Origin of the sequence: Xylanimonas sp. McL0601 (assembly GCF_049852175.1) — a bacterium.
Classification (GTDB): Bacteria; Actinomycetota; Actinomycetes; order Actinomycetales; family Cellulomonadaceae; genus Xylanimonas.
Window position 1 is genome coordinate 1055397 of the sequence record NZ_CP187527.1, and the last position, 23318, is coordinate 1078714.

A 23318-nucleotide genomic window follows, 5' to 3' on the forward strand; every position below is an offset into this window, starting at 1 on the left:
GCGACCGCCGGTCGCGACGGGGCGCACGCCACGGCTAGCGCGACGGCCACGACCAGCGCGGCTGGTCCAATGGCCCCTCGCGGCCCGCGACGCTGGTCTCGCCGAAGTCCTTGACCAGCTCGACGCGTGCGACGCCGTCGCCCGTGCCCACGGCGGCGACCAGCGGCGCCGAGTGCGTCACGATCACCACCTGGGTGCGCTCGGCCGCCTCGCGCACCAGTTCGCCCAGCGCCGGCAGCAGGTCCGGGTGCAGGCTCGTCTCCGGCTCGTTCAGCACCAGCAGCTCGGGCGGGCGCGGCGTCAGGAGCGCGGCCACCCACAGCAGGTAGCGCAGGGTCCCGTCGGACAGCTCGGCCGCGGTGAGCGCGCGCAGCAGCCCGTGCTGGTGCAACGTCACCTCGAACCGCCCGTCGTGCGCGTCCACGTCCAGGCGCGAGCCGGGGAAGGCCCGCGAGACCGCATGGTCGAGCGAGTTGCCCAGCCCCAGGTCGACGACCGTCGCGAGCGCCGCGGCCAGGTCCCCGCCGTCGGGCCCCAGCACCGGGGTGCGCGTGCCCACCTGCGGGCGGCGGGCGGGCGCATCGACGTCCGTGCGCAGCTGGTCGTAGAAGCGCCAGCCGCGTAGGCGCTCGCGGACCTCGAGCAGCTCGGGGGCGCCGGCCGGGTCCACGACCTCGGTCAGCATCGACTCGAAGGTGCGTAGGCGGCCGGGGCGCTGGTGCCACGCGCCGTCGTCGTCTCGCACGCGCACGGCCGGGCCGTGGCGCTCGGCGGCAAGCGTCGTCGGCCGGGGGACCGGGCCCGTCCACACGGCCTCGACCTTGATCTCGGGGTCGTGCGTGAACGGGTGCCCGGGCGGGAGCTGCGGGAGCCCCAGGTCGACCGCATAGCCGAGGTCGTCGGAGGTGAACCCGAGCCGGAGCGCGACGGGCCTGGCGCGCGTCGTGCCCTGCACCGGGTGCTCGCCCGCCCGGACCGCGCGTCCGATCCTCTCGGGGCCCGCCCAGAGCGTCGAGGCCAGGCCACCCTCGCGCGCGACCGCGCCGACGACGCCGCCCAGCGCGCACTCGGCCAGCAGGCGCAGCGCCCGGTAGAGCGACGACTTGCCCGCTCCGTTCGCACCGGTCACCACGGTGAGCCGGTCGAGCTCGAGCACGAGGCTGCGGATCGATCGATACCCGTCGACGGCGAAGGTGCGGATCACGGGAGCCCTGGGCAGGTCATGTGGCCAAGGTAGGCGCGCCCACCGACGCCCGCGCGGCCGCGTGGTGACGCCTCGTCGTAACAACGTCACATCGTCGCGCGCGGCTCTCGGCCCCAACGCCAAGGTGGCAGTGGGAGGATTCGGCCATGCCTTCGACGTCCCCGGCGCTCGACGCGCGCCCCTACGACGCCCTGCTGCTCTACTCCTTCGGCGGCCCCGACAAGCCCGAGGACGTGGTGCCGTTCCTTCGTAACGTCACCGCCGGCAAGGGCATCCCGGACGCGCGTCTCGAGGAGGTCGGCGAGCACTACTACGGGTTCGGCGGCAAGAGCCCGATCAACGAGCAGAACCTCGCCCTCAAGGCGGCGCTCGAGTCCGAGCTCGCCTCGCGCGGGATCGACCTGCCGGTCGTGTGGGGCAACCGCAACTGGGCCCCGTACACCAGCGACGCGGTCGACGAGCTCGAGGCGATGGGCGCGTCCCGCGCCGTGGCCTTGGTGACCAGCGCGTACTCGTCATACAGCGGGTGCCGGCAGTACCGCGAGGACCTGGCCGTCGTGCTCGACAAGCGCGGACAGCTCGGCCCCGAGGGCTCGACGGGCGTGCAGTTCGACAAGATCCGCTCGTACTTCAACACCCCCGGGTTCGTGCAGGGCAATGTGGACGCCGTCGTCGAGGCATTCGCGCAGCTCGAGGCCGACGGCGGCGACCCCGCCGCGGCAAAGCTCGTCTTCGTCACGCACTCCGTGCCCGACACGATGGAGGCCGCGTCCGGCGTCGGGCACGCGTCCTACTCCGAGCAGCACCTCGACATCGCCGCGCTCGTCGCGGCCCAGGTGGGCGAGCGGCTCGGCCACGACGTCGCGTGGGAGCTCGCGTACTGCTCGCGCTCCGGCCCGCCGCACCAGCCGTGGCTCGAGCCCGACGTCAACGACCTGCTGGCCGAGCGGGCCGAGCAGGGGCTGCGCGACGTCGTGCTCTCCCCGATCGGGTTCGTCTCCGACCACATGGAGGTCGCCTACGACCTCGACACCGAGGCGATCGCCACGGCCCGCGAGCTCGGCATGACCGCCGTGCGCGCCGGGACCGTGGGCACGCGCCCGGTGTTCGTGAAGCAGCTCGTCGACCTCGTGCTCGAGCGTGCGGCGCTCGCGCGGGGCGAGGACGTCGAGCAGGCCGTCACAGGGAGCTTCCCGGCCTTTCCTTCAATCACCCCGCCCGACTGCTGCCTGCGCGTGCACGAGCACCCCAGCGGCATCCCGGCACTCTGCAGCGAGGACATGCACCGATGAGCGAGTCCAACCAGGCCCACGTCCACGGCGACACCGGCGAGTCCGTCGACACCGCCAGCATCAACGAGTCGTTCCGTTACGCCCTGATCGCGACCTTCGCGACGACGCAGGCCCTGCCCGCCGACGAGGAGGAGCGTGCCGAGCTGGTCCGCGCCGCCGAGGACGCGCTGTGGGCAGGCCAGCCCGAGGTCGAGCGGGACGCCGCGCGCGCGACGGGCGACGTCGTCGTCCGCGGCGTGTACGACGTCGCGGGCCTGCGCCCGGACGCCGACCTCATGATCTGGGTCCACGGCCCGTCCGTGGAGTCCGTCCAGGGCGCGTTCCACCGCCTGCGCGCGTCCGACCTGGGCGCCGCGCTCGAGCCCGTGTGGTCCGTGGTGGCGCTGCACCGCGCCGCCGAGTTCAACAAGGGCCACGTGCCGGCGTTCCTCGCGGGTGAGGAGCCGCGCGGCTACCTGTGCGTGTACCCGTTCGTGCGCTCCTACGACTGGTACCTGCTGCCCGACGACGAGCGCCGCGTCATGCTGCGCGACCACGGCATGGCTGCGGCCGGGTACCAGGACGTGCGCGCCAACACGATGAGCACGTTCGCGCTCTCGGACTACGAGTGGCTGCTGGCGTTCGAGGCGGACGAGCTGCACCGGATCGTGGACCTCATGCGCGACCTGCGCGCGACCGAGGCCCGCCGCCATGTGCGCGAGGAGGTCCCGTTCTTCACGGGCCCGCGCACCTCGCTCGCCGCGTGGGCGGCGTCGCAGCCGCTGGCCTGAGCAGGTCGGGGGCCTGAGCACGGCCCGCGTGATGCTCGTTCCCGGGCGTCACGCGGGCCGGTTCGCCCGGCGGACGGCGTCGGCCAGGACCGTCGCGAAGGTGGTCCAGGCGGCGTAGGGCACGAGAGCCGCCCCCGCGACGGGGCTCGTCGCCGCCGCACGGCGTGCGAGGTCGGCCGAGCTGGCGGCCAGCGCGCCCGCGACGGCGACCGACGCCCCGAGCCGGTGCCACGCGAAGAACGTCCAGCACCAGCCGGCGTTGAGCGTCATGTTGACGGCCAGGGCGCGGCGGTAGGCCACGCGGCCTGGCTCGTCTGCCGCGGCCTGGGCGCCCACCGAGGCGGCAGCGATCGACGCGTAGAGCGCGGTCCACACCACGGGGAACACGACCGGCGGCGGCTGGATCGCCGGCTTGCGCAGGCGGTGGTACCAGTCCGACCGTGTGCCGCGTCCCGAGGCGACGCTCCCGGCCGCGGCTCCAGCAAGGGTCAGGGCGAGGGAGCTCAGCACGGCGCGTCGGTCCATTGCTCGACGTTAGGCGTTCGGCCCCGCACTCGCTCGCTTGCCCTCCGGCGCACGCCGCGTGGCGACGACGACGGTCGCGCCCGTCTCGTCGTCCTCCGCGACGCGCCGGCCGAGACCGACGGCGGTCAGATGCGTCGCCACGGTGGCGAGCTGCTCGTCGTCGCCCACCTCGAACAGCAGGCTGCCGCCTGGCGCGAGCCACGACCAGGCATCCGCGATCACCCGGCGGAGCACGTCGAGGCCGTCGGAGCCGCCGTCGAGCGCGACCAGCGGCTCGTGCTCACGCGCCTCGGGCGGCATGAGCGCGATCGCCGCCGTCGGGACGTAGGGCGCGTGGCAGAGCAGGATGTCGACCCCGCCCTGCAGCGAGCCGGGCAGTGCGGCGTACAGGTCGCCGGCGTGGACTACGCCGCCGAGCGGTGCCAGGTTGGCCGCCGCGCAGGCGGTCGCCGCGGCGTCGACGTCGGACGCATGCAGGACGACTTCCCCGCCGGCGTCGCGCAGCGCCAGCGCGACAGCGCCCCCGAGCGCTCCGTTGCCGCAGCACAGGTCGACGACGACGGCGCGGCCGGGCGGCGCGGCCGCAACGGCCTCGCGCACGAGCAGCTCGGACCGCTGCCGCGGCACGAAGACGCCGGGTGCGACGCCCCAGCGCCGACCGGCGAAGGCGACCCACCCGAGCACGTGCTCGAGGGGCTCCCCGCCGATGCGGCGCTCGACGAGATGCTCGAGCCGGTCGCCTGGCTGCGCGCCGCCACCGAGGGCCGCCGCCTCCAGCAGCAGCGCGGCCTCCTCCTCGGCGAAGACGCAGCCCGCCGCCCGCAGGCGCGTCACCAGGCCGTCGATCGGCGGCGCGCTCACGCGAGCACCTCCACGAAGTGCTCCACCACCGGGAACGGCTCGTAGAAGTGGTGCAGCAGCTCCCGCCACCGCGGATAGCGCTCCGATCCGCGGAAGCCCACCTGGTGCGCCTCGACCGACTCCCACTCGACCAGGAGCAGGTACGTCGACGGCGACTCGACCGAGCGCGACAGGCTCAGGCCGCCGAAACCCGGGGTCGCGGCGACGAGCGGTCTCGCCTGGGCGAACGCAGCCTCGAAGGCGGCCTCCTGGCCGGGCCGGACGGGCAGCAGGGCGTGCTCGCGGATCACCCGCCGATCCTAGGTCAGGGGTACAGGCCCCGGATCTTGTGCGCCTCCGCCACGCGCTTCACGGCGATGACCAGCGCCGCCTCGCGCAGCGACAGCCCCTCGCGGCTCGCGTGCTCGGCCACGTCCACGTACGCGGTGGCCATGCGGTGCTCGAGCCGCTCCGCGATCTCGGGCGCCGTCCACCAGTACGCCTGGTGCGCCTGGACCCACTCGAAGTAGGAGACGACGACGCCGCCGGCGTTCGCGAGGATGTCCGGCACCACCGTGATGCCGTTCTTCGCCATGATCGCGTCGGCCTCGGGCGTGGTGGGGCCGTTCGCGCCCTCGACCACGAGCCGTGCCTGCACCGCCTGCGCGGTCGTCTCGTCCAGCACGTTCTCGGTCGCGGCCGGAACCAGGACGTCGACGTCGACGGCGAGCAGGTCGGCGTTCGTGATGGGGTCGCCACCGTCGAACCCGACCACGGTGCCCGTCGCTGCGACGTGCTCGAGCAGCCGCGCCATGTCGAGGCCGCCGTCGGCCCGGACGCCGCCGTCGACGTCGGACACCGCGACGATGCGCGCTCCGCGCGCGGCGAAGATCTGCGCTGCGTGCGAACCCACCTTGCCGAAGCCCTGGACGGCGACGGTGCGGCCCTCGATCGACTGCCCCTGCTCGCGCAGCGCGGAGTCGGTGACGTGCACGACGCCGGCGCTGGTCGCGGTGGCCCGGCCCAGCGACCCGCCGAGGGCGATCGGCTTGCCCGTGACCACCGCGGGGATGGTGTGCCCTTGCGCGACCGAGTAGGTGTCCATGACCCACGCCATGGTCTGCTCGTCCGTGCCCATGTCGGGCGCCATGATGTCCGTTCCGGGGCCGATGAGCGGCATGATCTCGGACGTGTAGCGGCGCGTGACGCGCTCGAGCTCCGCCTGCGAGTAGCCGCGCGGGTCGATCGTCACGCCGCCCTTGGCGCCGCCGTAGGGGATGTCGACGACGGCGCACTTCCACGTCATCCACATCGCCAGCGCTCGCACCTCCTCGATGTCGACGTCGGGGTGGAAGCGCAGGCCGCCCTTGCCCGGGCCGCGCGAGATGTTGTGCTGCACGCGGTAGCCGTGGAACATGCGGAGCTCGCCGGAGTCCGTGCGCAGCGGCACGGCGACGTGCAGCTCGCGGCGCGGTGTGGCGAGGTGCTGGTGCGTGCCCTCGTCGTAGCCGAGGTGGCGGACGGCAGCAGCGAGCTGGGCGTGCGCCGTGACGATCGGGGACGGGGCCGGGGCAGGTGTCGTCTGGGTCACCGCTCCAACGTAGCCATGCCGTCGGCGGCAGGCACGGGATCGGCGGCTCTCGGCCGTCCTCGCGCTCGACGACGCCGAGGTCTCGGTGTCCCCGAGTCTCAGTGCCCGAAGCTGTCCGAGTCCGTCACGTGCGCCTCGCCGCGGTCCAGCGCATCGATCGCCGCGACCTCGGCGTCGGTCAGCGTGAAGCCGAACACGGCGAGGTTCTCCGCCTGCCGGGCCGGGTTCGCGGACTTGGGGATCGGCACGTACCCGTGCTGCGTGTGCCAGCGCAGCACCACCTGGGCCGGGGTGGCCCCGTGCGCGGCCGCCGCCGCCGTGACCGGCTCCTCCGCGAGCACGGATGCCGGCTTGATGGGGCTCCACGACTCGGTCACGGTGCCGTGCTCCGCGTTGGCGGCCACCGAGGCGGACCGCAGCGCGTACGGGTTGAGGTTGATCTGGTTGACGTCGGGCACGACCCCGGTGGCCGCGACGATCCTCTCGAGGTGCGCGGGCTTGAAGTTCGAGGTGCCGATCGCCCGTACCTTGCCCTCGTCGAGGAGCGTGGCGAGCCCTTCCCACGCCTGCACGTACGTGCCCTGGTCGGGGTTGGGCCAGTGGATGAGGAACAGGTCGACGTAGTCGACGCCGAGGCGCCGGACGCTGTTCTCCCACGCCGTGCGCACGCCCTCGACCGAGTGCCAGCGGCGGTTGAGCTTCGTGGTGATGACGACGTCCTCGCGCGCGACGCCCGAGTCGCGCACACCCTTCCCGACACCCGCCTCGTTGCGGTAGTTCTCGGCGGTGTCGACCAGGCGGTAGCCCGCCTCGATGGCGGTCCGGACGCCGACGGCGGCCGCGGCGTCGTCCATGGGCCAGGTGCCCAGGCCGAGGGCGGGAAGCTCGAGGCCGTGGGGGAGCGTGATCGTGGGTGCAGTCATGGGCTCAACCTACGAGCACGCCGCGGCAGGGGCAGTCTGGGGGCATGACCACTCACGACACGAGCGCCCCGGCCACCGCCGGTGTGGGCGACGCGAACCAGCACCCCGGGCTCGCAGACCTCGTCGACGACGCCGTCGCCCTCGCCGCCCGCTGGGCCGGGGCGTCTGCCGGCCTCGACCGCCGCGCGGCGGCCAGTGCCCGACGGCTGGCACGCCTCGTCTCCGACCCGTCGGGCCTCGAGCTCGCGGTCGGGTTCGTCGACGACGTCGCCCGCCCGCAGGACGTGCACGTGGCCGCGAAGGCGCTGGCCCGCCTGGGCGCCCGCGCGGGCGACGCGAGCTTCCTCGGCGGCGCGGACCGCACGCTGCTGCGCCTCGGCGCGCGCCTCGCGCCGGCGCTGCCCGGCGTCGTCGTGCCCGCCGCGCGGCTGCGGCTGCGGCAGCTCGTCGGGCACCTCGTGGCCGACGCCGGCCCTGGCCTCGGCAGGCACCTGGCCCGCACGCGCGCCGAGGGCTACGCGCTCAACGTCAACCTGCTCGGCGAGGCCGTGCTGGGCGACGACGAGGCGCGCGCCCGCCTGGCCCGCACCATCGCGCTCGTCGAGCGCCCCGACGTCGACTACGTCTCGGTCAAGGTCTCGTCGGTCGCCGCGCAGCTCGTCACCTGGGACCTGGACGGCTCCCGCGAACGCGTCGTCGAGCAGCTGCTGCCGCTGTACCGCGCGGCTCGCGACCACGACGTGTTCGTCAACCTCGACATGGAGGAGTACCGCGACCTGGCCCTCACCACCGCGGTGTTCCAGGACGTCCTCGACCGGGACGAGCTCCACGGGCTCGAGGCCGGCATCGCGCTCCAGGCCTACCTGCCCGACGCGCTGGGCGCGCTCGACGAGGTCACGGCGTTCGCGCGCCGCCGCGTCGCCGCCGGCGGCGCCCGCGTCAAGGTTCGCCTGGTGAAGGGCGCCAACCTGGCGATGGAGCAGGTCGAGTCGGAGCTGCACGGCTGGCCGCAGGCCCCCTTCGGGTCCAAGCCCGAGGTCGACGCCAACTACCTGCGCGTGCTCGACGCCGCGCTCACGCCGTCGCGCACCGCGGCAGTGCGTCTGGGCGTGGCCTCCCACAACCTGTTCGACCTGGCCATGGCCGTGCTCGTCGCTCGCGGCCGTGGCGTCACCGAGGGCCTCGACCTCGAGATGCTGCAGGGCATGGCACCGGGAGAGTCGCGCGCCGTGCGTGACGAGGCCGCGCAGCACGGCGGCCGCGTCGTGCTCTACACACCCGTGGTGCGCGCGCAGGACTTCGACGTCGCCATCAGCTACCTGGTGCGCCGCCTCGAGGAGAACGCCGCTCCGCAGAACTTCCTGCACGCGGCCACCGCGTCGCCCGACCTGTCGGGGCGAGGCCCGGACGGTACGTGGGGGAGCGAGGCGATGGCCGGGCAGGAGGCCGCGTTCCGCGCCTCGGTCGCTGCGGCGGTCCCGTTCACGCCGGACGACGTCGCACCGCGCCGCCGACCACGCCACGCACCTCCCGTGGACGAGTTTGCAGGGCAGTTCCGGAACTCCGTCGACACCGACCCCGCCGTGGCCGCCCACCGGGAGTGGGCCGAACGGATCGCCTCCCCCGACCGCTCCGGGTACGTGCCCGTGCAGGCACCCCTCGTCGAGACCACCGCGGCGATCGACGACGCCGTCACCCGCGCCCTCGACGCCCAGCACGCCTGGGGGGCCGTCCCCGCAACCGCTCGTGCCGAGGCGCTGCGGGCGGTCGCCGCGCGCCTCGAGGAGCGCCGCGCCGACCTGGTCGCAGCCATGGTCCACGAGGCCGGCAAGACCGTCGCAGAGGCAGACCCCGAGGTCAGCGAGGCCGTCGACTTCGCGCGCTATTACGCACAGTCGGCCGAGGCGCTCGACGCCGTCCCTGGGGCCGCGTTCACCCCTGATGGGGTCACCCTGGTGACCCCACCCTGGAACTTCCCCGTCGCGATCCCCGCCGGCGGGGTGCTCGCGGCGCTCGCGGCCGGGTCCACGGTGCTCGCCAAGCCCGCCTCGCCCACGCCGCGCTGCTTCGAGGTCGCGATCGAGGCCATCCACGCCGGCCTCGCCGACGCCGCGGCCGCGACCGGGCTCACCCCGGCGCAGAGCGCCGGCGTCCTGCAGCTCCTCCGCGTCCGCGACCGTGACGTCGCCCGCCACCTGGTCACGCACTACGGCGTCGCCCGCATCATCCTCACCGGCTCGATCGAGACCGCCGAGCTGTTCGCGGGCTGGAAGCCGCAGCGCCCGGTGCTGGCCGAGACCTCGGGCAAGAACGCGATCGTCGTCACGCCGTCGGCCGACCTCGACCTCGCCGTCGCCGACCTGGTGCGCAGCGCCTTCGGCCACGCGGGGCAGAAGTGCTCGGCGGCCTCGCTCGCGATCCTCGTCGGCCCGGTCGCCGACCCGTCCACCACGACGGGCGAGCGCTTCCGCCGCCAGCTCGTCGACGCCGTGCGCTCGCTGCGCGTGGGGCCGGCCACCGACCTCTCCACGGTCATGGGACCGCTCACCGAGCCCGCGGCCGGGAAGCTGCTGCGCGCGCTCACCACGCTCGAGCCGGGCGAGTCCTGGCTGGTGCGCCCGCGCCGACTCGGAGCCGAGGCAGCGGCCGCAGGCCTGGACCCGCAGCGCCTGTGGACGCCGGGCCTGCGGGTGGGCGTCGCGCCCGGTTCGTTCTTCCACCTCACCGAGGTGTTCGGCCCGGTGCTCGGCCTGATGGAGGCGAAGGACCTCGACGACGCGATCATGTTGCAGAACCAGGTCGCGTTCGGCCTCACCGCAGGCCTGCACTCGCTCGACGACGACGAGGTCGCCACGTGGACCGACCGCGTGGAGGCCGGCAACCTCTACGTCAACCGCCACATCACGGGCGCGATCGTGCGGCGGCAGCCGTTCGGCGGCTGGAAGGCGTCGAGCGTGGGCCCGGGCGCCAAGGCTGGGGGCCCGCACTACGTGGCCCAGCTCGGCAGGTGGGCCGACGCCGGGGTGCCGTCCCGTGCCGCAGATCCGGCCGCCTGGCTCGCATGGGCCTCGGCGGACGACGCTCGTGCGTGGCCGCTGCTCGCCGAGCGGCAGGACCCGTCGGGCCTGCACTCCGAGGAGAACACGTTCCGCCTGCGACCGGTCGACCGCGTCACCGTGCGGGTCGGGGACGACGCCCTGCCTGTCGAGGTGGCGCGCGTGCTCGCGGCCGCGCGGTGCGCGGGCGTGCCGGCCGTCGTCGTGCCGGTGCAGGACGCCGGCTGGGGCGTCCCGACCGAGCCGCCGCTCTCCCACGAGGACTTCGCCGCGGCCGTCGCGGCGGGCAAGGTCGCCGGGCGCATCCGCGTTGTCGGCGCCGCGCCGGGGCTGCGGGAGGCGGCCGCCGCGCACCCGGGCACGACGACGGTGCTCGACGCCCCCGTCGTGGCATCGGGGGAGCGCGAGCTGCTCGCGTTCCTACGCGAGCAGGCCGTGAGCCGCACCCGGCACCGGTACGGACACCTGCGATCCTCGGATGCAGAACCCCCCGTGCAGAGCTGAGACCTCGGGCTACCGCGAGGCGCCGCAGGAGAGGGCGGGCGTGGGAGCCTGGAGTGCATTCGGATATGCTGACCGCGACCGTGGGAACGCTCCCACACCCCTCGCACACCGACCCGCCCTGGAGGCGCAACGATGCGTTACGGCCATTTCGACGACTCGGCGCGTGAGTACGTCATCACCACGCCCCACACGCCGTACCCCTGGATCAACTACCTCGGCTCGGAGCAGTTCTTCTCGCTGCTCAGCCACCAGGCCGGCGGGTACTCCTTCTACCGCGACGCGAAGCTGCGCCGTCTGACCCGGTACCGCTACAACAACATCCCCACCGACATCGGCGGCCGCTACCTGTTCGTCAACGACGGCGGCGACGTGTGGACGCCGTCGTGGCTGCCGGTCAAGGCCGACCTCGACCACTTCGAGGCGCGCCACGGTCTGGGCTACTCGACCATCACGGGCGAGCGCGGCGGGCTGCGCGTCCAGACCACGATCCTCGTGCCGCTGGGCGAGACCGCCGAGGTCCAGAAGGTCACCTTCACCAACACCTCGGACGCCGCCAAGACCTTCAGCGCGTTCTCGTACGTCGAGTTCTGCCTGTGGAACGCCGAGGACGACCAGACCAACTACCAGCGCAACCTCTCGATCGGCGAGGTCGAGGTCGAGGAGTCGACGCCGTCGGGCGGCGCCGCGATCTACCACCGCACCGAGTACCGCGAGCGCCGCGACCACTACGCGGTGTACGGCGTCAACGTGCCGACGGCGGGCTTCGACACCGACCGCGACACGTTCGTGGGCGCGTACAACACGCTCGCCGAGGCCGCCGTGCCGCGTGCCGGCAAGGCCGCGAACTCGGTCGCCTCCGGCTGGTACCCGATCGGCTCGCACCAGATCGACGTCACGCTCGCCCCGGGCGAGTCGCGCGACGTCGTCATCGTGCTCGGCTACGTCGAGAACCCCGACGACGAGAAATGGGCCGACGAGGCCCACCAGATCATCAACAAGGAGCGTGCGCACGCGCTGCTGGAGCGCTTCTCGACGGGCGGGCAGGCCGATGCGGCCGTCGAGGCCCTCCAGACGTACTGGACCGAGCTGCTGTCGTCGTACTCGGTGACGTCGGGCGACGAGAAGCTCGACCGGATGGTCAACATCTGGAACCAGTACCAGTGCATGGTCACGTTCAACATGTCCCGCTCGGCCTCGTACTTCGAGACGGGCATGGGCCGCGGCATGGGCTTCCGCGACTCGTCGCAGGATCTGCTCGGCTTCGTGCACCTGGTCCCTGAGCGGGCTCGCGAGCGCATCATCGACATCGCCTCGACGCAGTTCCCCGACGGCTCGGCCTACCACCAGTACCAGCCGCTCACCAAGCGCGGGAACCACAACCTGGGCTCGGGCTTCAACGACGACCCCATGTGGCTCGTCGGTGGCGTCGCCGCGTACATCAAGGAGACCGGCGACTGGGGCATCCTCGACGAGCCCGTGCCGTTCGACAACGAGCCCGGCACCGAGGTGCCGCTGTTCGAGCACCTGTCGCGCTCGGTCGACTTCGTCCTGACGCACCTGGGCCCGCACGGCCTGCCGCTCATCGGCCGCGCGGACTGGAACGACTGCCTCAACCTCAACTGCTTCTCGACCACCCCGGGCGAGTCGTTCCAGACCACGGGCAACAAGACCGGCGGCGTCGCGGAGTCGACGTTCATCGGCGCCCAGTTCGTGCTGTACGGCAAGGAGTACGTGGCGCTCGCCGAGCAGCGCGGCGCCACCAAGGAGGCCGAGAAGGCCGCCGCGGCCGTCGAGGCCATGCAGACCACCATGCTCACGGACGGGTGGGACGGCGGCTGGTTCCTGCGCGCGTTCGACTACTACGGCAACCCGATCGGCACCGACGCCCACGACGAGGGCAAGATCTGGATCGAGCCGCAGGGTTTCGCGATCATGGCGGGCATCGGCGTCGAGTCCACGGACCCGTCCTCCCCGGAGTGGGCGGCCTCGCCCGCCGGCAAGGCGCTGACCGCCGTCGAGGACATGCTCGGCACCGACCACGGCATGGTGCTGCAGTACCCGGCCTACACCACCTACCAGGTGCACATGGGCGAGGTCTCCACCTACCCGCCGGGCTACAAGGAGAACGGCGGCATCTTCTGCCACAACAACCCGTGGGTGATCATCGCCGAGACGGTCGCCGGTGACGGCGCCTCCGCGTTCGACCACTACAAGCGCATCACCCCCGCGTACCGTGAGGAGATCTCCGACGTCCACCAGCTGGAGCCGTACGCGTACGCCCAGATGATCGCGGGCAAGGAGGCCGTGCGCCACGGGCAGGCCAAGAACTCCTGGCTGACCGGCACCGCCGCCTGGAACTTCGTCGCCGTGTCGCAGTACCTGCTGGGCGTGCGTCCCGACTACGACGGCCTCGTCGTCGACCCGCAGCTCGGCCCGGACGTCCCGGAGTTCACCGTCCGCCGCGTGGCCCGCGGTGCGACGTACGAGATCACGGTGCGCAACAGCGGCACGCCGGGCAGCCGGGCGACGCTGACGGTCGACGGCGAGCCGCTGGAAGGCCGCACGGTCCCGTACGCGCCGGCGGGCACGACGGTCCGCGTGGAGGCCATCCTCTGACGCGCCGCCGGGCAGCCGGCAGCCGGCTGCCGCGCTGCCGCGCTGCCGCGCTGCCGCGCTGCCGCGCTGCCGGCTGCCGCGCTGCCGCGCTGCCGCGCTGCCGGCTGCCGCGCTGCCGCGCGCACGTTGTGGGTCCCTGGGGCTCCGGTTATCGCGCGTGATAACCGGAGCCCCAGGGACCCACAACCGTCATGGGAGCGTGGGGCGGGGCGGGAGCACCGGGAGCACCGGGGGCGTCGGGGGGGTCGGGGGGGTCGGGGTCCAGCCTCGGCTGGATGCGCGCGGCGACCTCCAGGCCCACGCGGCCATGCCAGGCGTCCGCGCCCGTGAAGCGCAGGACCGTCCCGATGTCGGCCAGGAGGTTCTGGCGGGCGCGGTCGTGGAAGACCGCGCGGGGAGTGCTGTGGACGTCTTCGCCGTCGATCTCCGCGAAGAGATACCGGCCGTCGGGAAGCCTCCATGCCATGTCGACACGCGCGACGACGGCGCCGAAGGCGTTCTCGACCTCGAGCTGCAGCCAGTCGGGCGGGACCCCACGCTCGAGGCACGAGAGGCGTGCCCAGGTCTCCGCCGGAGACTGGGAACCCGCGTCCGCGAGGTCCCACCACTCCCGGGCGAGCAGCGCGCCTTTCCGTCGTCGCAGGTGAGCGCGTGCGCGATGCAGCCCGGCGTCGTCGAGCAGGCCGCGAGAAAGGACGTCGTCGAGGACGGCGACGGCGTGCGTCCGCCCGTCGGCGCGCCGCGTCAGCTCGAGCACGCCTTGGGCCAGAGCTGCCTCGAGCGGGGCGACACGCAAGCCGGACGCCGTCGTCGTCACCTCGAGGCCGCGGAGGCGTCGCACCTGCGAGCCGTCCGCAGGCGAGCGCGGCGCGCGCGTCGGGAACCCGACGCTCGGGACGAACGCCCGGGGCAGCCCGCGAACGCCGTGCAGCGCGAGCGCGGCCAGCCCGACGGCCACCGCGAGGTCGCCGCGCTCGAGCAGAGCGAGCGTCGCCGACCGGCGGCACAGGTGGTCGAACACCGCGCCGGGCTCGGCCCAGCCGCGAGCCCGGGCCCACGCCATCGTGCGCCCGCCCGGTGCGGTGGGCTCGCAGTCGTACACGCCGACGGCAGCGCAGGTGAGCGAGCCCTGGTGCACGCGGTCCGCGATCCGCTGGTAAGGGACTCCATGGGCGACAAGCTGACGAGCGCTGACCAGCTGTTCCTGCTGCGCAGCCAAGACAAGCACCCCGCTAGGCAGGGAAGAGATCCGCTTCACGCCCCTCATTCGACAGGACGACGGGAAGATGGCGGAGCGCCCATCCACAGCCCCGCGCCCGAGCCAGTTGTGGGACCTTGTGGCTCCGGTTATCACCACCGAGAACCGGAGCCACAGAGTCCCACAACTTGGCGTCGCGACAGCACAGCAGCGCTATGCGCTCTCGCCCTCCACCAGGTATGGCTGGAAGATCTGCGGGGCCGTCGGGACCGGGGCGCCCGCCAGGAGGCCCAGCAGCGTGGCCGTCGCGGCCATCGTCGTCTGGATCACCGGGTTGTGGATCGTCGTGAGCCGCGGCGTCGTGTGCTGTGCCACGCCCAAGTCGTCGAACCCGACCACTGCCACGTCGTCCGGTACGCGCCGCCCCCGCGAGCTGAGCGTGCGCAGCACGCCCTCGGCCATGAGGTCCGACGCCGCGAAGATCGCGTCGACGTCCGGGTGCGCGTCCAGCAGCCGCCCGGCCGCCGCCGCAGCGCCGACGGCGGTGAAGTCGCCCTCGACATAGGCGTCGGCCGGCAGGCCCGCCTCCCCGAGGGTGTCGCGCCACGCCTGGAAGCGGTCGATGCCCGCGGACATGTCGAGCGGGCCCGTGATGGTGGCGATGCGGTGGCAGCCGCGCCCGACCAGGCGCTGGGTGGCCATGCGCGCGCCGGCGATGTTGTCGACGTCGACGTAGTGGTGCGTCGCGTCGCCGAACGGGCGGCCGACGAACACGCCCGGCAGCTGCGCGTGGGTCAGCGCGGCCTCGAGCTGGTCGCGCCGGTGGTGCGAGGCGACGATCGCGCCGTCCACGTGCCCCGACCCGAGGTAGCGCGCGATGCGCCCAGGGGCCTCGTCGGCCCGGTTGAGCAGCAGCACGAGCTGCAGGTCGGTGCCCGCGATCCCGTCCGTCACCCCGCGCAGCACGCCCGTGAGGAACGGGTCCGTGAGCACGAGCGTGTCGGGTTCGGGGACGACCAGCGCGATCGAGTCGGTGCGCCGCGTCACGAGCGAGCGTGCCGCGCGGTTGGGCGTGTAGCCGAGCCGCGCGACGGCGTCGTCGACGGCGGCCTGGGCCTCGGGCGAGACCCGCTCGCCGCCGTTGATCGCCCGCGAGGCCGTCGAGCGCGAGACGTTGGCCTCGCGTGCGACGTCGTCGAGCGTGGGCGGCCCTCCGCTGGTCATGAGGTCTCCATCCCGGGCACGACGCCGGTGCGCGCCACCTCGCCGTACCACCGTCCCGACGCCTTGACCACGCGCTCCTGCGTCTCGTAGTCCGTGCGGACGATGCCGAAGCGCTTGGAGTACCCGTGGGCCCACTCGAAGTTGTCGAGCAGCGACCACGCGAAGTAGCCGCGGACGTCGGCGCCGGCGTCGATGGCGTCCTTGACCGCGCGCAGGTGCCCGTCGATGTAGGCGAGGCGGTCGGCCGTGTCGTCGACGAAGCCGGTCGCATCGGGCTCGTCGTCGAACGCGGCGCCGTTCTCGGTGACGTAGAGCGCGATGCCGCGCGGGCCCGTGTAGTCCCGGTGCAGGCGCGTGAGCAGGCGCGTCAGCCCCTCGGGCTGCACCTCCCAGCCCATCGCCGTGCGCGGCAGGCCGCGCGAGTGGTGGTAGATCCCCTCGGGCGCGGGCGTCGGCGGGAGGGTCTCGCGGCGGTGGGCGTCGGCGTCGTCGCGCACGCCGTCGGGACGGTTGTTCATCGCCTCGTCGACGACGGCCTGCGGGGACGCCGCGATGCACGAGCCGTTGTAGTAGTTCACGCCGAGCGCGTCGATCGGCGTCGAGATGATCTGCAGGTCGCCGTCCTCGACGACGTCGTCGAGCCCGTAGGGGGCCACCCACTCGCGCACGTCGGCGGGGTACTCGCCGCGCAGCACCGGGTCGATGAACATGCGGTTGAACATGCCGTCGTGCTTCGCGGCCGCGGCGACGTCGTCGGGGTTGGCCGGGTCCGCCGGGTCCGGCACGGTGAGGTTCACCGTGAGGCCGACGACGGCGGTCGGGTCGACCTCCTGGATCGCCGCGGCCGCCAGGCCGTGGCCCAGCAGCAGGTGGTGCGCGGCCGCGACGCCGTCGCGGCGGGACATACGGCCCGGGGCGTGCTCGCCACCGGTGTACGAGAGGAAGGACGAGCACCACGGCTCGTTGAGCGTCGTCCACACGCGCACCCGGTCGTGCAGGGCGTCGTGGACCGTCATCGCGTAGTCCGCGAACTTGTACGCGGTGTCTCGGACCGGCCACCCGCCGGCCTCCTCGACCGCCTGGGGCATGTCCCAGTGGTAGAGCGTGACCCACGGCAGGATGTCGGCCGCGAGCAGCTCGTCGACGAGCCGGTCGTAGAACGCGAGGCCCTTCGGGTTGGGCGCGCCGCCGTCGGGGCGCACGCGGGCCCACGAGGTCGAGAACCGGTAGGTGCCCAGGTTGAGCGACTTCATGAGCGCGACGTCGTCGCGGTAGCGGTGGTAGTGGTCGCAGGCGACCGCGCCGTCGGCACCGCCGGCGACGGCGCCCGGCACCCGCGCGAACGCGTCCCAGATGGAGTCGGTACGGCCGTCCGTCCAGGCGGCGCCCTCGATCTGGAAGGCGGCGGTGGCGGCACCCCAGAGGAAGCCCTCGGGGAAGGCGACATCGGCGGTCGCGTTCGGCGTCGGGCTCAGCGGTGTGCTCGGCACGAACGGGACGGTGGAACCTGGGGCAGGACGGCGGGCTCCGGTGCCCGGCACGACGATCGGCATCGATGCTCCTCGTAAAAGGTTGCTGGTGGCTCGGGCCATCTTGTCAGGCCTGGGACGAGAACGGCCGGCGGCGAGACGCCACCGGCCGTTCCGGAAGGGGATGGTGCGCGGGGCTCAGCCCTTGACGGCGCCGGCCATGATGCCGGAGACGAGCTGACGACCCATGAAGAAGAACAGGATGATCAGCGGGAACGACGTCAGGATGACACCCGACATGATGAGCGTGTAGTCGGTGAACCGGCTGGCCTTCAGCGTCGCGGCGGCAACCGTCAGGACCGCCTTGTTGTTCGACCCGAGGATGAGCATCGGCCAGTAGTAGTTGGTCCACTGCGCCACGAACGTGAACAGGAAGAGCATGGCGGCGGCCGGGCGAGCGGCTGGGACGGCCACGTTCCAGAAGGTGCGGAGCATCGACGCGCCGTCCATGCGGGCGGCCTCGATGAGCTCGTACGGAAGCGCGCCCTCGAGGTACTGCGTCATCCAGAACACGCCGAACGCGGTGACCACGCCGGGGATGATGACGGCCCAGAGCGACCCGTACAGGTGGACCTTGGACATCATGATGTACAGCGGCACGACGGCGAGCTGCGTCGGGATCGCCATGGTGGCGATGACGAAGAACAGCAGCGGGCCACGCCCCCGGAAGTTCAGCTTCGCGAACGAGTAGCCGGCCAGGGTCGAGAAGAGCACGGTCGTCATCGCGCACACCGTGGAGACGAGGACGGTGCCGCCCAGCGCCTTCCAGAACGAGATCTCCGTGAAGGCCGTGGACAGGTTGCGCCCCAGGCCGGAGCCGATCCTCAGCGCCTCGACGCCGTACTGCGTGTCGGTGGTGGGCTGCGACGCGATGGAGATCGCGTAGTACAGCGGGAAGACCGAGATCAGCAGCACGATCGCGAGGAACGCGTAGGAGACCCAGCCGGCGCGGCGCCCCTCGGACGTCACCGCGAGCTTGCGCTTGCGGGCGGCGGCGCGGGCGATCCCCGGGCCGGCAGTCTGCCGCAGCGTGGCGACGGACACGTCGTTGCTCATCGAGCCAGCTCCTTCTTGGCGGACTTCTTCTTCTTGGGCGTGCCGGACGTCGAGGCGATGCGCTGCGTGAGCAGGAAGTTGATCACGACGAACAGGACGACGACGAGGAACAGCAGCCACGCGACTGCCGCGGACCGGCCGAGGTTCGGCTGGCCGATGGTGGTCCGGTTGAAGCCGAGGTCCCACAGGTAGAGGGACACCGTGAGGAAGCCCTTGTCCGGGCCACCCGGGCTGGACGCGCCGTCGTTGAACATCTGCGGCTCGTCGAAGATCTGCAGGCCGCCGATGGTGGAGGTGATGATCACGAAGATCAGCGTCGGGCGCAGCAGCGGGATCGTCACCGAGAAGAACTGGCGGACGCGGCCGGCGCCGTCGACGACGGCCGCCTCGAACACGTCGCGGGGGATGGCCTGCATGGCGGCGAGCAGGATCAGCGTGTTGTAGCCGGTCCAGCGGAAGTTCACGATCGTCGCGATCGCGATGTGGCTCGCGAGCGTGCTGGCGTGCCAGCGGATCGGGTCGAGCCCGACCCAGGTGAGGAACGTGTTGACCACGCCGGAGCTGTCGCTGAAGACGTGCGAGAAGATGATGGCCGCCGCCGACGGGGCGATCACATAGGGCAGCAGCACGCCCATGCGCCAGAAGGTCCTGGCCTTGAGGTTCGAGTCGAGGACTGCCGCGAGGACCAGCGCGACGATGATCTGCGGGATCGTCGAGAGCGCGAAGATCGAGAACGAGTTGCGCAGGGCGAGCCAGAAGTCGGGCTGGTGCAGCACCCACTGGAAGTTCGCGAAGATCGACGGGTCGGTCGAGCTGCAGATCTTCCCGCAGATGGCGACGCCGCCGTCGCCGGTGAACGTGTTCCACTGGCGTGTTGCGATCCACGCCGTATAGATCAGCGGGAACAGGCCCGTGACCAGGAACAGCAGGAAGAACGGGGAGATGAACAGGTAGGGCGAGACCTTCACGTCGAACCGCCCACGGCGGCCGCGAGCGCGCAGCTTGCGCTCGAAGGCCTCGTCACGGACGGGCGGAGGGCTCTGCAGCTGGGGCTTGTCGGTTGCGACGTCGGTGGCGGTCACAGCACTTCCTCGGACGGGGGGACGGGGCAAGGTCCGGGGGTGCTCGCGCGAGGCGGGCACCCCCGGACCGTGGGTCCGTCAGGCGGTCAGGCCTGACGGGGGGACGTCAGGACAGGGCCGCGACGTCCTGGAGCCACTGCTTCCACGACTCCTCGGGGGTCTGCGACTTGGTGACGTCGACCCGGTTGAGCGCGTCGGCGAGCTTCGACTGGATGTCGAAGTACTGGGCACCCTTGAACGGGACGACGGTGACGGCCTTCGCGCGGTCGGCGAAGATCTTGCCCACCGGAGCGTTGTTCAGGAACGGGTCGACCTTGTTGGCGACCGACGCGTCGGCCTGCGCCGACGGCGAGCTCGGGAAGTTCGACGCGGCGGCGAAGATCGCGGCCTGCTGCTCCGGAGCGGTCAGCCACGCGGCGAGCTTGGCGGCCTCGTCCTTGACCTTCGACTGCGTCGGGACGACGAGGTACGAGCCGCCCCAGTTGCCACCGCCGCCGGGGAAGACGTCGGCGATGTCCCAGCCCTTGAAGTCGGCGCCGGCGTTGCCCTTGATGTTGTTGACGAACCAGGCGGGGCACAGCGTCGTGGCGAACTTGTCGGTCTTGAACGCCGCGTTGAAGTCGTCGCCCCACTGCTGCAGGCCGGCCGACTGGCCCTTGAGAGCGGCGGCGGTCAGCTTGTCGTAGGCGGCCTTCACCTCGGCGTTGTCGCCGGCGATGGTGTTGCCGTCCTTGTCGACGTGCGAGTACTGGATCTGGTTGACCATGCCCTGGAACACCGCGGCCGAGGAGTCGAACCAGGCCTTGCCGGTCTTGTCCGTGTACTGCTGGCCGAGCTCGAAGTACTTGTCCCAGGTGGCGTTGTCGCCGCCCAGGGCCTCCTTGACGGCCTCACGGTCGCTCGGCAGGCCAGCGGCCGCGAGCAGGTCGCTGCGGAAGCAGATGCCCTCCGGGCCGACGTCGGTGCCGGCACCGATGAGCTTGCCGTCCGCGGTCGTGGCGGCCTGCGTCTTCCAGTCCAGCCAGTCGTTGCCCTTGACGGCCGAGGTCAGGTCCACGAACTTGTCGGGCTGGGCCATGATCGAGGGCATCCAGTCGACGTCGACGGCCTGGACGTCGAACGCGCCGGTGCCGGTCGAGATGGCCGTGTTGAACGCCGCGCGAGCGTCCTCCGAGTGGGCCGCGACCGTCTCCTCGATCTTGACGTTCGGGTGCAGCGACTCGTACTTCTTCCACAGGTCAGCGCCCGGCTTGGCGTCGGTGGGGGCGCCGAAGCCGAAGTTGTTGAACGTGCTGACACGGATCGTGACCTTGCCGTCGGCCGAGGAGCCGCCGGAGGCGGCGCCGCCGCTCGCGCACGCCGTCGCCGTGAGGGCCAGGACGGCGACGCCTGCAACGACGCCGAAGCCCTTCTTGGTCGCGTTCTTCACTGTGACCTCCTTGTCTGAGGGCGGCCGTTCGGCGGCCCTGCGAGCTGTGCGTCGGCGGAAGCGGGCGTGAACATCCCACGGAGGAGCATGGCTGTGCGTCTGTGCACCATGACTCCTGCGTCCCAACCCCGCCGTGACCTGGTAGCGCTCCCACCTACTTGTGGTAGCGCTCCCACGTTCCGCGGCTCATGGTGGTAGCAGCGGCCGTTTCGCGTCAAGTCGCCGAGCGGGTGGCGCCACGCCGGCGGTGCGGAGAATGTGTAACGGTGCAGGTCAGGGTACTGAAATGGTCCGGCGACGTGACCAGATCGTTATCCCGGAGTGTGGGCGTCTGCGACCTGGGACGGTGTTTTACCGGGCTCCGGCGAGCCAGTCGCGGCCCGCGAGCTCCTCTGCCGTCAGCGTCGCGCGCACCGTTCCGACGGTCGCTTGCTCCACGACCGACGCGAACAGCGGGACGGTCGCGCGGACCTCGCCCGAGTAGACCTGGCGCGTGCCGCCGTCGGGCAGCGGCACGAGTGCCACGGTGCCCGTGAGACGTACCGGGGCCCCGGTGATCTCGAGCGCGACGGTGCCGACGCGGCGGTCGTTCGCGGCCGCCTCCCACACCTCGGCCTGCCGCACCTCGAGCCGCGCTCCCACGAACGGACGCGCCTGCGTGGGGATCTGGTCGTTGGGGAGGGTGCGGCGCACGATGACCGTGAACCCGCCCTCGGCGTCGGCGTCGACGTCGGCCTGGTCGACGGTGCCTGCCCCCGCCGTGCGCTCGGCGCGCCAGCGGATGAAGGACACGTCGGCGAGCATCGCGGCGACGTCCTCGACGCTCGCGGGATAGGTCTGCTCGACAGTCAGGTGCACGGAGCCCTCCAAGCCGGGTAGCCGGTTGCTGCACTCTATCGCCCAGGCAGCGCAAAGGTCGGGGATGACGTGCGTCTGCGCACGTAGGCTGGGGCGCGTGTCCGCCATGAGTGACCTCATCGCGCAGCACGCCGACCTCGCCCCGGGCGACGTCGAGTGGCTGCACCTTCTCGTGGGCGACTGGCAGGTCGTCTCCGACCTGGCCTTCGCCGACCTCGTGCTGTGGTTGCCTTCGCGCGACGGCGGCTTCGTCGCCGTCGCCCAGTGCCGGCCGTCGACGGGCGCGACCGTCCACTACGACGACATCGTCGGGTCGATCGCGTCCGAGGGGCAGCGCCCGCAGCTCGAGGCCGCGCTGCGCGAGGTGCGCTCGCAGCGGCCGCGCGAGCCGCGCTGGTTCGGCGCGTATGCGGTGCGCGAGGAGGCCGTGCCCGTGGTGCACGCCGGGCGGGCGATCGCCGTCGTCGCGCGGCAGACCAACCTGGGGTCGGGGCGCACGCCGTCGCGCCTCGAGCTGAACTACGTCGAGTCGGCCGACGACCTCATGGCGATGATCGCGCGCGGCGAGTACCCGGCGCCCAACGCGGCCACCGGGCCGCGGCGCGGCGCCCCGCGCGTCGGCGACGGCCTTATCCGCCTCAACTCCGAGGGCGAGGTGCTCTACGCGTCGCCCAACGCGCTCTCCTGCTTCCACCGCCTGGGCATCATCGGGCCGCTCGTGGGGCAGTCGCTCGTCGAGGTCACCAGCGGCGCGATCGAGTACCACTCGGCGGTCGACGAGGCGCTGCCGCTCGTGGTCATGGGACGTGCCCCCTGGCGCACCGACATCGAGACGCGCGGCGTCGCGCTCTCGCTGCGCTCGCTGCCGCTCACCGACCACGGGCAGCGCATCGGGGCGGTGCTGCTCTGCCGCGACGTCTCCGAGCTGCGGCGTCGCGAGCGCGAGCTCATGACCAAGGACGCGACGATCCGCGAGATCCACCACCGCGTGAAGAACAACCTGGCCACCGTGGCCGCGCTCCTCCGGCTGCAGGCGCGGCGCGTCGAGATCCCCGAGGCGCGCGAGGCGCTCGCCGAGGCGACGCGGCGGGTGGCGACGATCTCCCTGGTCCACGAGTTCCTGTCCCAGACGCTCGACGAGCAGGTCGAGCTCGACGGCATGCTGCAACGCGCGCTGCGCATGACGGCGGAGCTCGCCTCGACGCGGACGTCGGTGCGGACCGTGCAGAACGGCTCGTTCGGGCTGGTCCCCGCCGAGGACGCGACGCCGCTCGCGCTGGTGCTGACCGAGCTGGTCACCAACGCCGTCGAGCACGGCTTCCCGGACGAGCGCGAGACCGGCACGGTGCAGATCGACGTCGCGCGCAACGGCTCGCAGATCACGGTGCGCGTAGCCGACGACGGAGTGGGGCTGGGCGAGGGCGACATCTCGATGCTCGGGCGCGCGTCGCGCTCAGGGCTCGGGAACCAGATCGTGCGCACGCTCGTGACCAACGAGCTCAGCGGGTCGATCGACTGGGGCGAGCGCGACGGCGGCGGCACGGAGGTCAAGATCCAGGCCCGCCTGCGAGACTCGCCGCGCGGGTAGCCGTGGACATGCTTGTGGCCCGGTCCCTCGGGG

The 23318-nt window shown here is 72.5% G+C and carries 18 protein-coding genes; 5 read left to right on the top strand and 13 right to left on the bottom strand.

The features are described from left to right. Window positions 1-34 precede the first annotated feature (34 nt). Window positions 35-1204, bottom strand: a complete 1170-nt coding sequence (locus tag ACO4JP_RS04840) for an AAA family ATPase (RefSeq protein WP_425956253.1) — start codon at window positions 1202-1204, stop codon at window positions 35-37. A 146-nt stretch (window positions 1205-1350) separates the two neighbouring features. Here ACO4JP_RS04840 and ACO4JP_RS04845 point away from each other — a divergent pair, with 146 nt between their 5' ends. Together ACO4JP_RS04845 and hemQ are read left to right on the top strand one after the other, a co-directional pair. Then, window positions 1351-2496 carry a ferrochelatase gene (locus ACO4JP_RS04845; RefSeq protein ID WP_425956254.1) on the top strand — a complete coding sequence of 382 codons (1146 nt, stop codon included), beginning with the start codon at window positions 1351-1353 and terminating at the stop codon, window positions 2494-2496. Then, window positions 2493-3266, top strand: coding sequence for a hydrogen peroxide-dependent heme synthase (gene hemQ / locus ACO4JP_RS04850; RefSeq protein WP_425956255.1), 774 nt, complete (start codon window positions 2493-2495; stop codon window positions 3264-3266). The genes ACO4JP_RS04845 and hemQ overlap by 4 nt, the downstream gene beginning before the upstream one ends. A 48-nt stretch (window positions 3267-3314) precedes the next feature. Here the strand turns inward: hemQ and ACO4JP_RS04855 are convergent, their stop codons facing one another. The 5 genes from ACO4JP_RS04855 to ACO4JP_RS04875 form a co-directional block, all read right to left on the bottom strand. Further along, on the bottom strand, window positions 3315-3791 hold the full coding sequence (locus tag ACO4JP_RS04855; RefSeq protein WP_425956256.1) for a TspO/MBR family protein: 477 nt from the start codon (window positions 3789-3791) through the stop codon (window positions 3315-3317). Between the two features lie 9 nt (window positions 3792-3800). Continuing rightward, window positions 3801-4652: a putative protein N(5)-glutamine methyltransferase gene (locus ACO4JP_RS04860; protein WP_425956257.1), complete on the bottom strand. Its 852-nt coding sequence runs from the start codon at window positions 4650-4652 to the stop codon at window positions 3801-3803. After that, a complete protein-coding gene (locus tag ACO4JP_RS04865; RefSeq protein ID WP_425956258.1) occupies window positions 4649-4942 on the bottom strand; it encodes an antibiotic biosynthesis monooxygenase family protein in 294 nt (97 codons plus the stop codon). The genes ACO4JP_RS04860 and ACO4JP_RS04865 overlap by 4 nt, the downstream gene beginning before the upstream one ends. A 14-nt stretch (window positions 4943-4956) precedes the next feature. Further along, window positions 4957-6222, bottom strand: coding sequence for a Glu/Leu/Phe/Val family dehydrogenase (locus ACO4JP_RS04870; protein WP_425956259.1), 1266 nt, complete (start codon window positions 6220-6222; stop codon window positions 4957-4959). Window positions 6223-6320: 98 nt separating this feature from the next. Next, the gene (locus tag ACO4JP_RS04875) at window positions 6321-7145 is read right to left on the bottom strand and encodes an aldo/keto reductase (RefSeq protein WP_425956260.1); all 825 of its coding nucleotides are present in this window, start codon (window positions 7143-7145) and stop codon (window positions 6321-6323) included. A 44-nt stretch (window positions 7146-7189) separates the two neighbouring features. On the opposite strand from ACO4JP_RS04875, the gene ACO4JP_RS04880 reads away from it, so the two are divergent. Both ACO4JP_RS04880 and ACO4JP_RS04885 read left to right on the top strand, forming a co-directional pair. Beyond that, window positions 7190-10705: a bifunctional proline dehydrogenase/L-glutamate gamma-semialdehyde dehydrogenase gene (locus ACO4JP_RS04880; protein WP_425956261.1), complete on the top strand. Its 3516-nt coding sequence runs from the start codon at window positions 7190-7192 to the stop codon at window positions 10703-10705. A 132-nt stretch (window positions 10706-10837) separates the two neighbouring features. Next, window positions 10838-13321, top strand: a complete 2484-nt coding sequence (locus tag ACO4JP_RS04885) for a GH36-type glycosyl hydrolase domain-containing protein (RefSeq protein WP_425956262.1) — start codon at window positions 10838-10840, stop codon at window positions 13319-13321. Between the two features lie 148 nt (window positions 13322-13469). Here the strand turns inward: ACO4JP_RS04885 and ACO4JP_RS04890 are convergent, their stop codons facing one another. From ACO4JP_RS04890 to ACO4JP_RS04920, 7 genes are all read right to left on the bottom strand, one after another. Further along, complete coding sequence (locus ACO4JP_RS04890; RefSeq protein ID WP_425956263.1) at window positions 13470-14540, bottom strand: type IV toxin-antitoxin system AbiEi family antitoxin domain-containing protein; 1071 nt, start codon at window positions 14538-14540, stop codon at window positions 13470-13472. Window positions 14541-14732: 192 nt separating this feature from the next. Next, a complete protein-coding gene (locus tag ACO4JP_RS04895) occupies window positions 14733-15743 on the bottom strand; it encodes a LacI family DNA-binding transcriptional regulator (RefSeq protein WP_425956264.1) in 1011 nt (336 codons plus the stop codon). After that, on the bottom strand, window positions 15740-17296 hold the full coding sequence (locus ACO4JP_RS04900; protein ID WP_425956265.1) for a glycoside hydrolase family 1 protein: 1557 nt from the start codon (window positions 17294-17296) through the stop codon (window positions 15740-15742). Before ACO4JP_RS04900 ends, ACO4JP_RS04895 begins: the two co-directional genes overlap by 4 nt. A gap of 114 nt (window positions 17297-17410) precedes the next feature. Further along, a complete protein-coding gene (locus ACO4JP_RS04905; protein WP_425956266.1) occupies window positions 17411-18328 on the bottom strand; it encodes a carbohydrate ABC transporter permease in 918 nt (305 codons plus the stop codon). Next, complete coding sequence (locus tag ACO4JP_RS04910) at window positions 18325-19410, bottom strand: carbohydrate ABC transporter permease (RefSeq protein ID WP_425956267.1); 1086 nt, start codon at window positions 19408-19410, stop codon at window positions 18325-18327. The genes ACO4JP_RS04905 and ACO4JP_RS04910 overlap by 4 nt, the downstream gene beginning before the upstream one ends. A gap of 106 nt (window positions 19411-19516) precedes the next feature. After that, on the bottom strand, window positions 19517-20839 hold the full coding sequence (locus tag ACO4JP_RS04915; RefSeq protein WP_425956268.1) for an ABC transporter substrate-binding protein: 1323 nt from the start codon (window positions 20837-20839) through the stop codon (window positions 19517-19519). Window positions 20840-21190: 351 nt separating this feature from the next. Next, window positions 21191-21697, bottom strand: a complete 507-nt coding sequence (locus tag ACO4JP_RS04920) for a DUF2505 domain-containing protein (protein ID WP_425956269.1) — start codon at window positions 21695-21697, stop codon at window positions 21191-21193. 106 nt (window positions 21698-21803) lie between these two features. Here ACO4JP_RS04920 and ACO4JP_RS04925 point away from each other — a divergent pair, with 106 nt between their 5' ends. Further along, a complete protein-coding gene (locus ACO4JP_RS04925; RefSeq protein ID WP_425957056.1) occupies window positions 21804-23285 on the top strand; it encodes a sensor histidine kinase in 1482 nt (493 codons plus the stop codon). Window positions 23286-23318 lie beyond the last annotated feature (33 nt).

Bases quoted from the DNA above. Each gene is read 5' to 3' on its own strand.
- ACO4JP_RS04845 (WP_425956254.1), top strand. From the start codon at position 1,351: ATGCCTTCGACGTCCCCGGCGCTCGACGCGCGCCCCTACGACGCCCTG.
- hemQ (WP_425956255.1), top strand. From the start codon at position 2,493: ATGAGCGAGTCCAACCAGGCCCACGTCCACGGCGACACCGGCGAGTCC.
- ACO4JP_RS04855 (WP_425956256.1), bottom strand. From the start codon at position 3,791: ATGGACCGACGCGCCGTGCTGAGCTCCCTCGCCCTGACCCTTGCTGGA.
- ACO4JP_RS04875 (WP_425956260.1), bottom strand. From the start codon at position 7,145: ATGACTGCACCCACGATCACGCTCCCCCACGGCCTCGAGCTTCCCGCC.
- ACO4JP_RS04880 (WP_425956261.1), top strand. From the start codon at position 7,190: ATGACCACTCACGACACGAGCGCCCCGGCCACCGCCGGTGTGGGCGAC.
- ACO4JP_RS04885 (WP_425956262.1), top strand. From the start codon at position 10,838: ATGCGTTACGGCCATTTCGACGACTCGGCGCGTGAGTACGTCATCACC.
- ACO4JP_RS04895 (WP_425956264.1), bottom strand. From the start codon at position 15,743: ATGACCAGCGGAGGGCCGCCCACGCTCGACGACGTCGCACGCGAGGCC.
- ACO4JP_RS04900 (WP_425956265.1), bottom strand. From the start codon at position 17,296: ATGCCGATCGTCGTGCCGGGCACCGGAGCCCGCCGTCCTGCCCCAGGT.
- ACO4JP_RS04905 (WP_425956266.1), bottom strand. From the start codon at position 18,328: ATGAGCAACGACGTGTCCGTCGCCACGCTGCGGCAGACTGCCGGCCCG.
- ACO4JP_RS04925 (WP_425957056.1), top strand. From the start codon at position 21,804: ATGAGTGACCTCATCGCGCAGCACGCCGACCTCGCCCCGGGCGACGTC.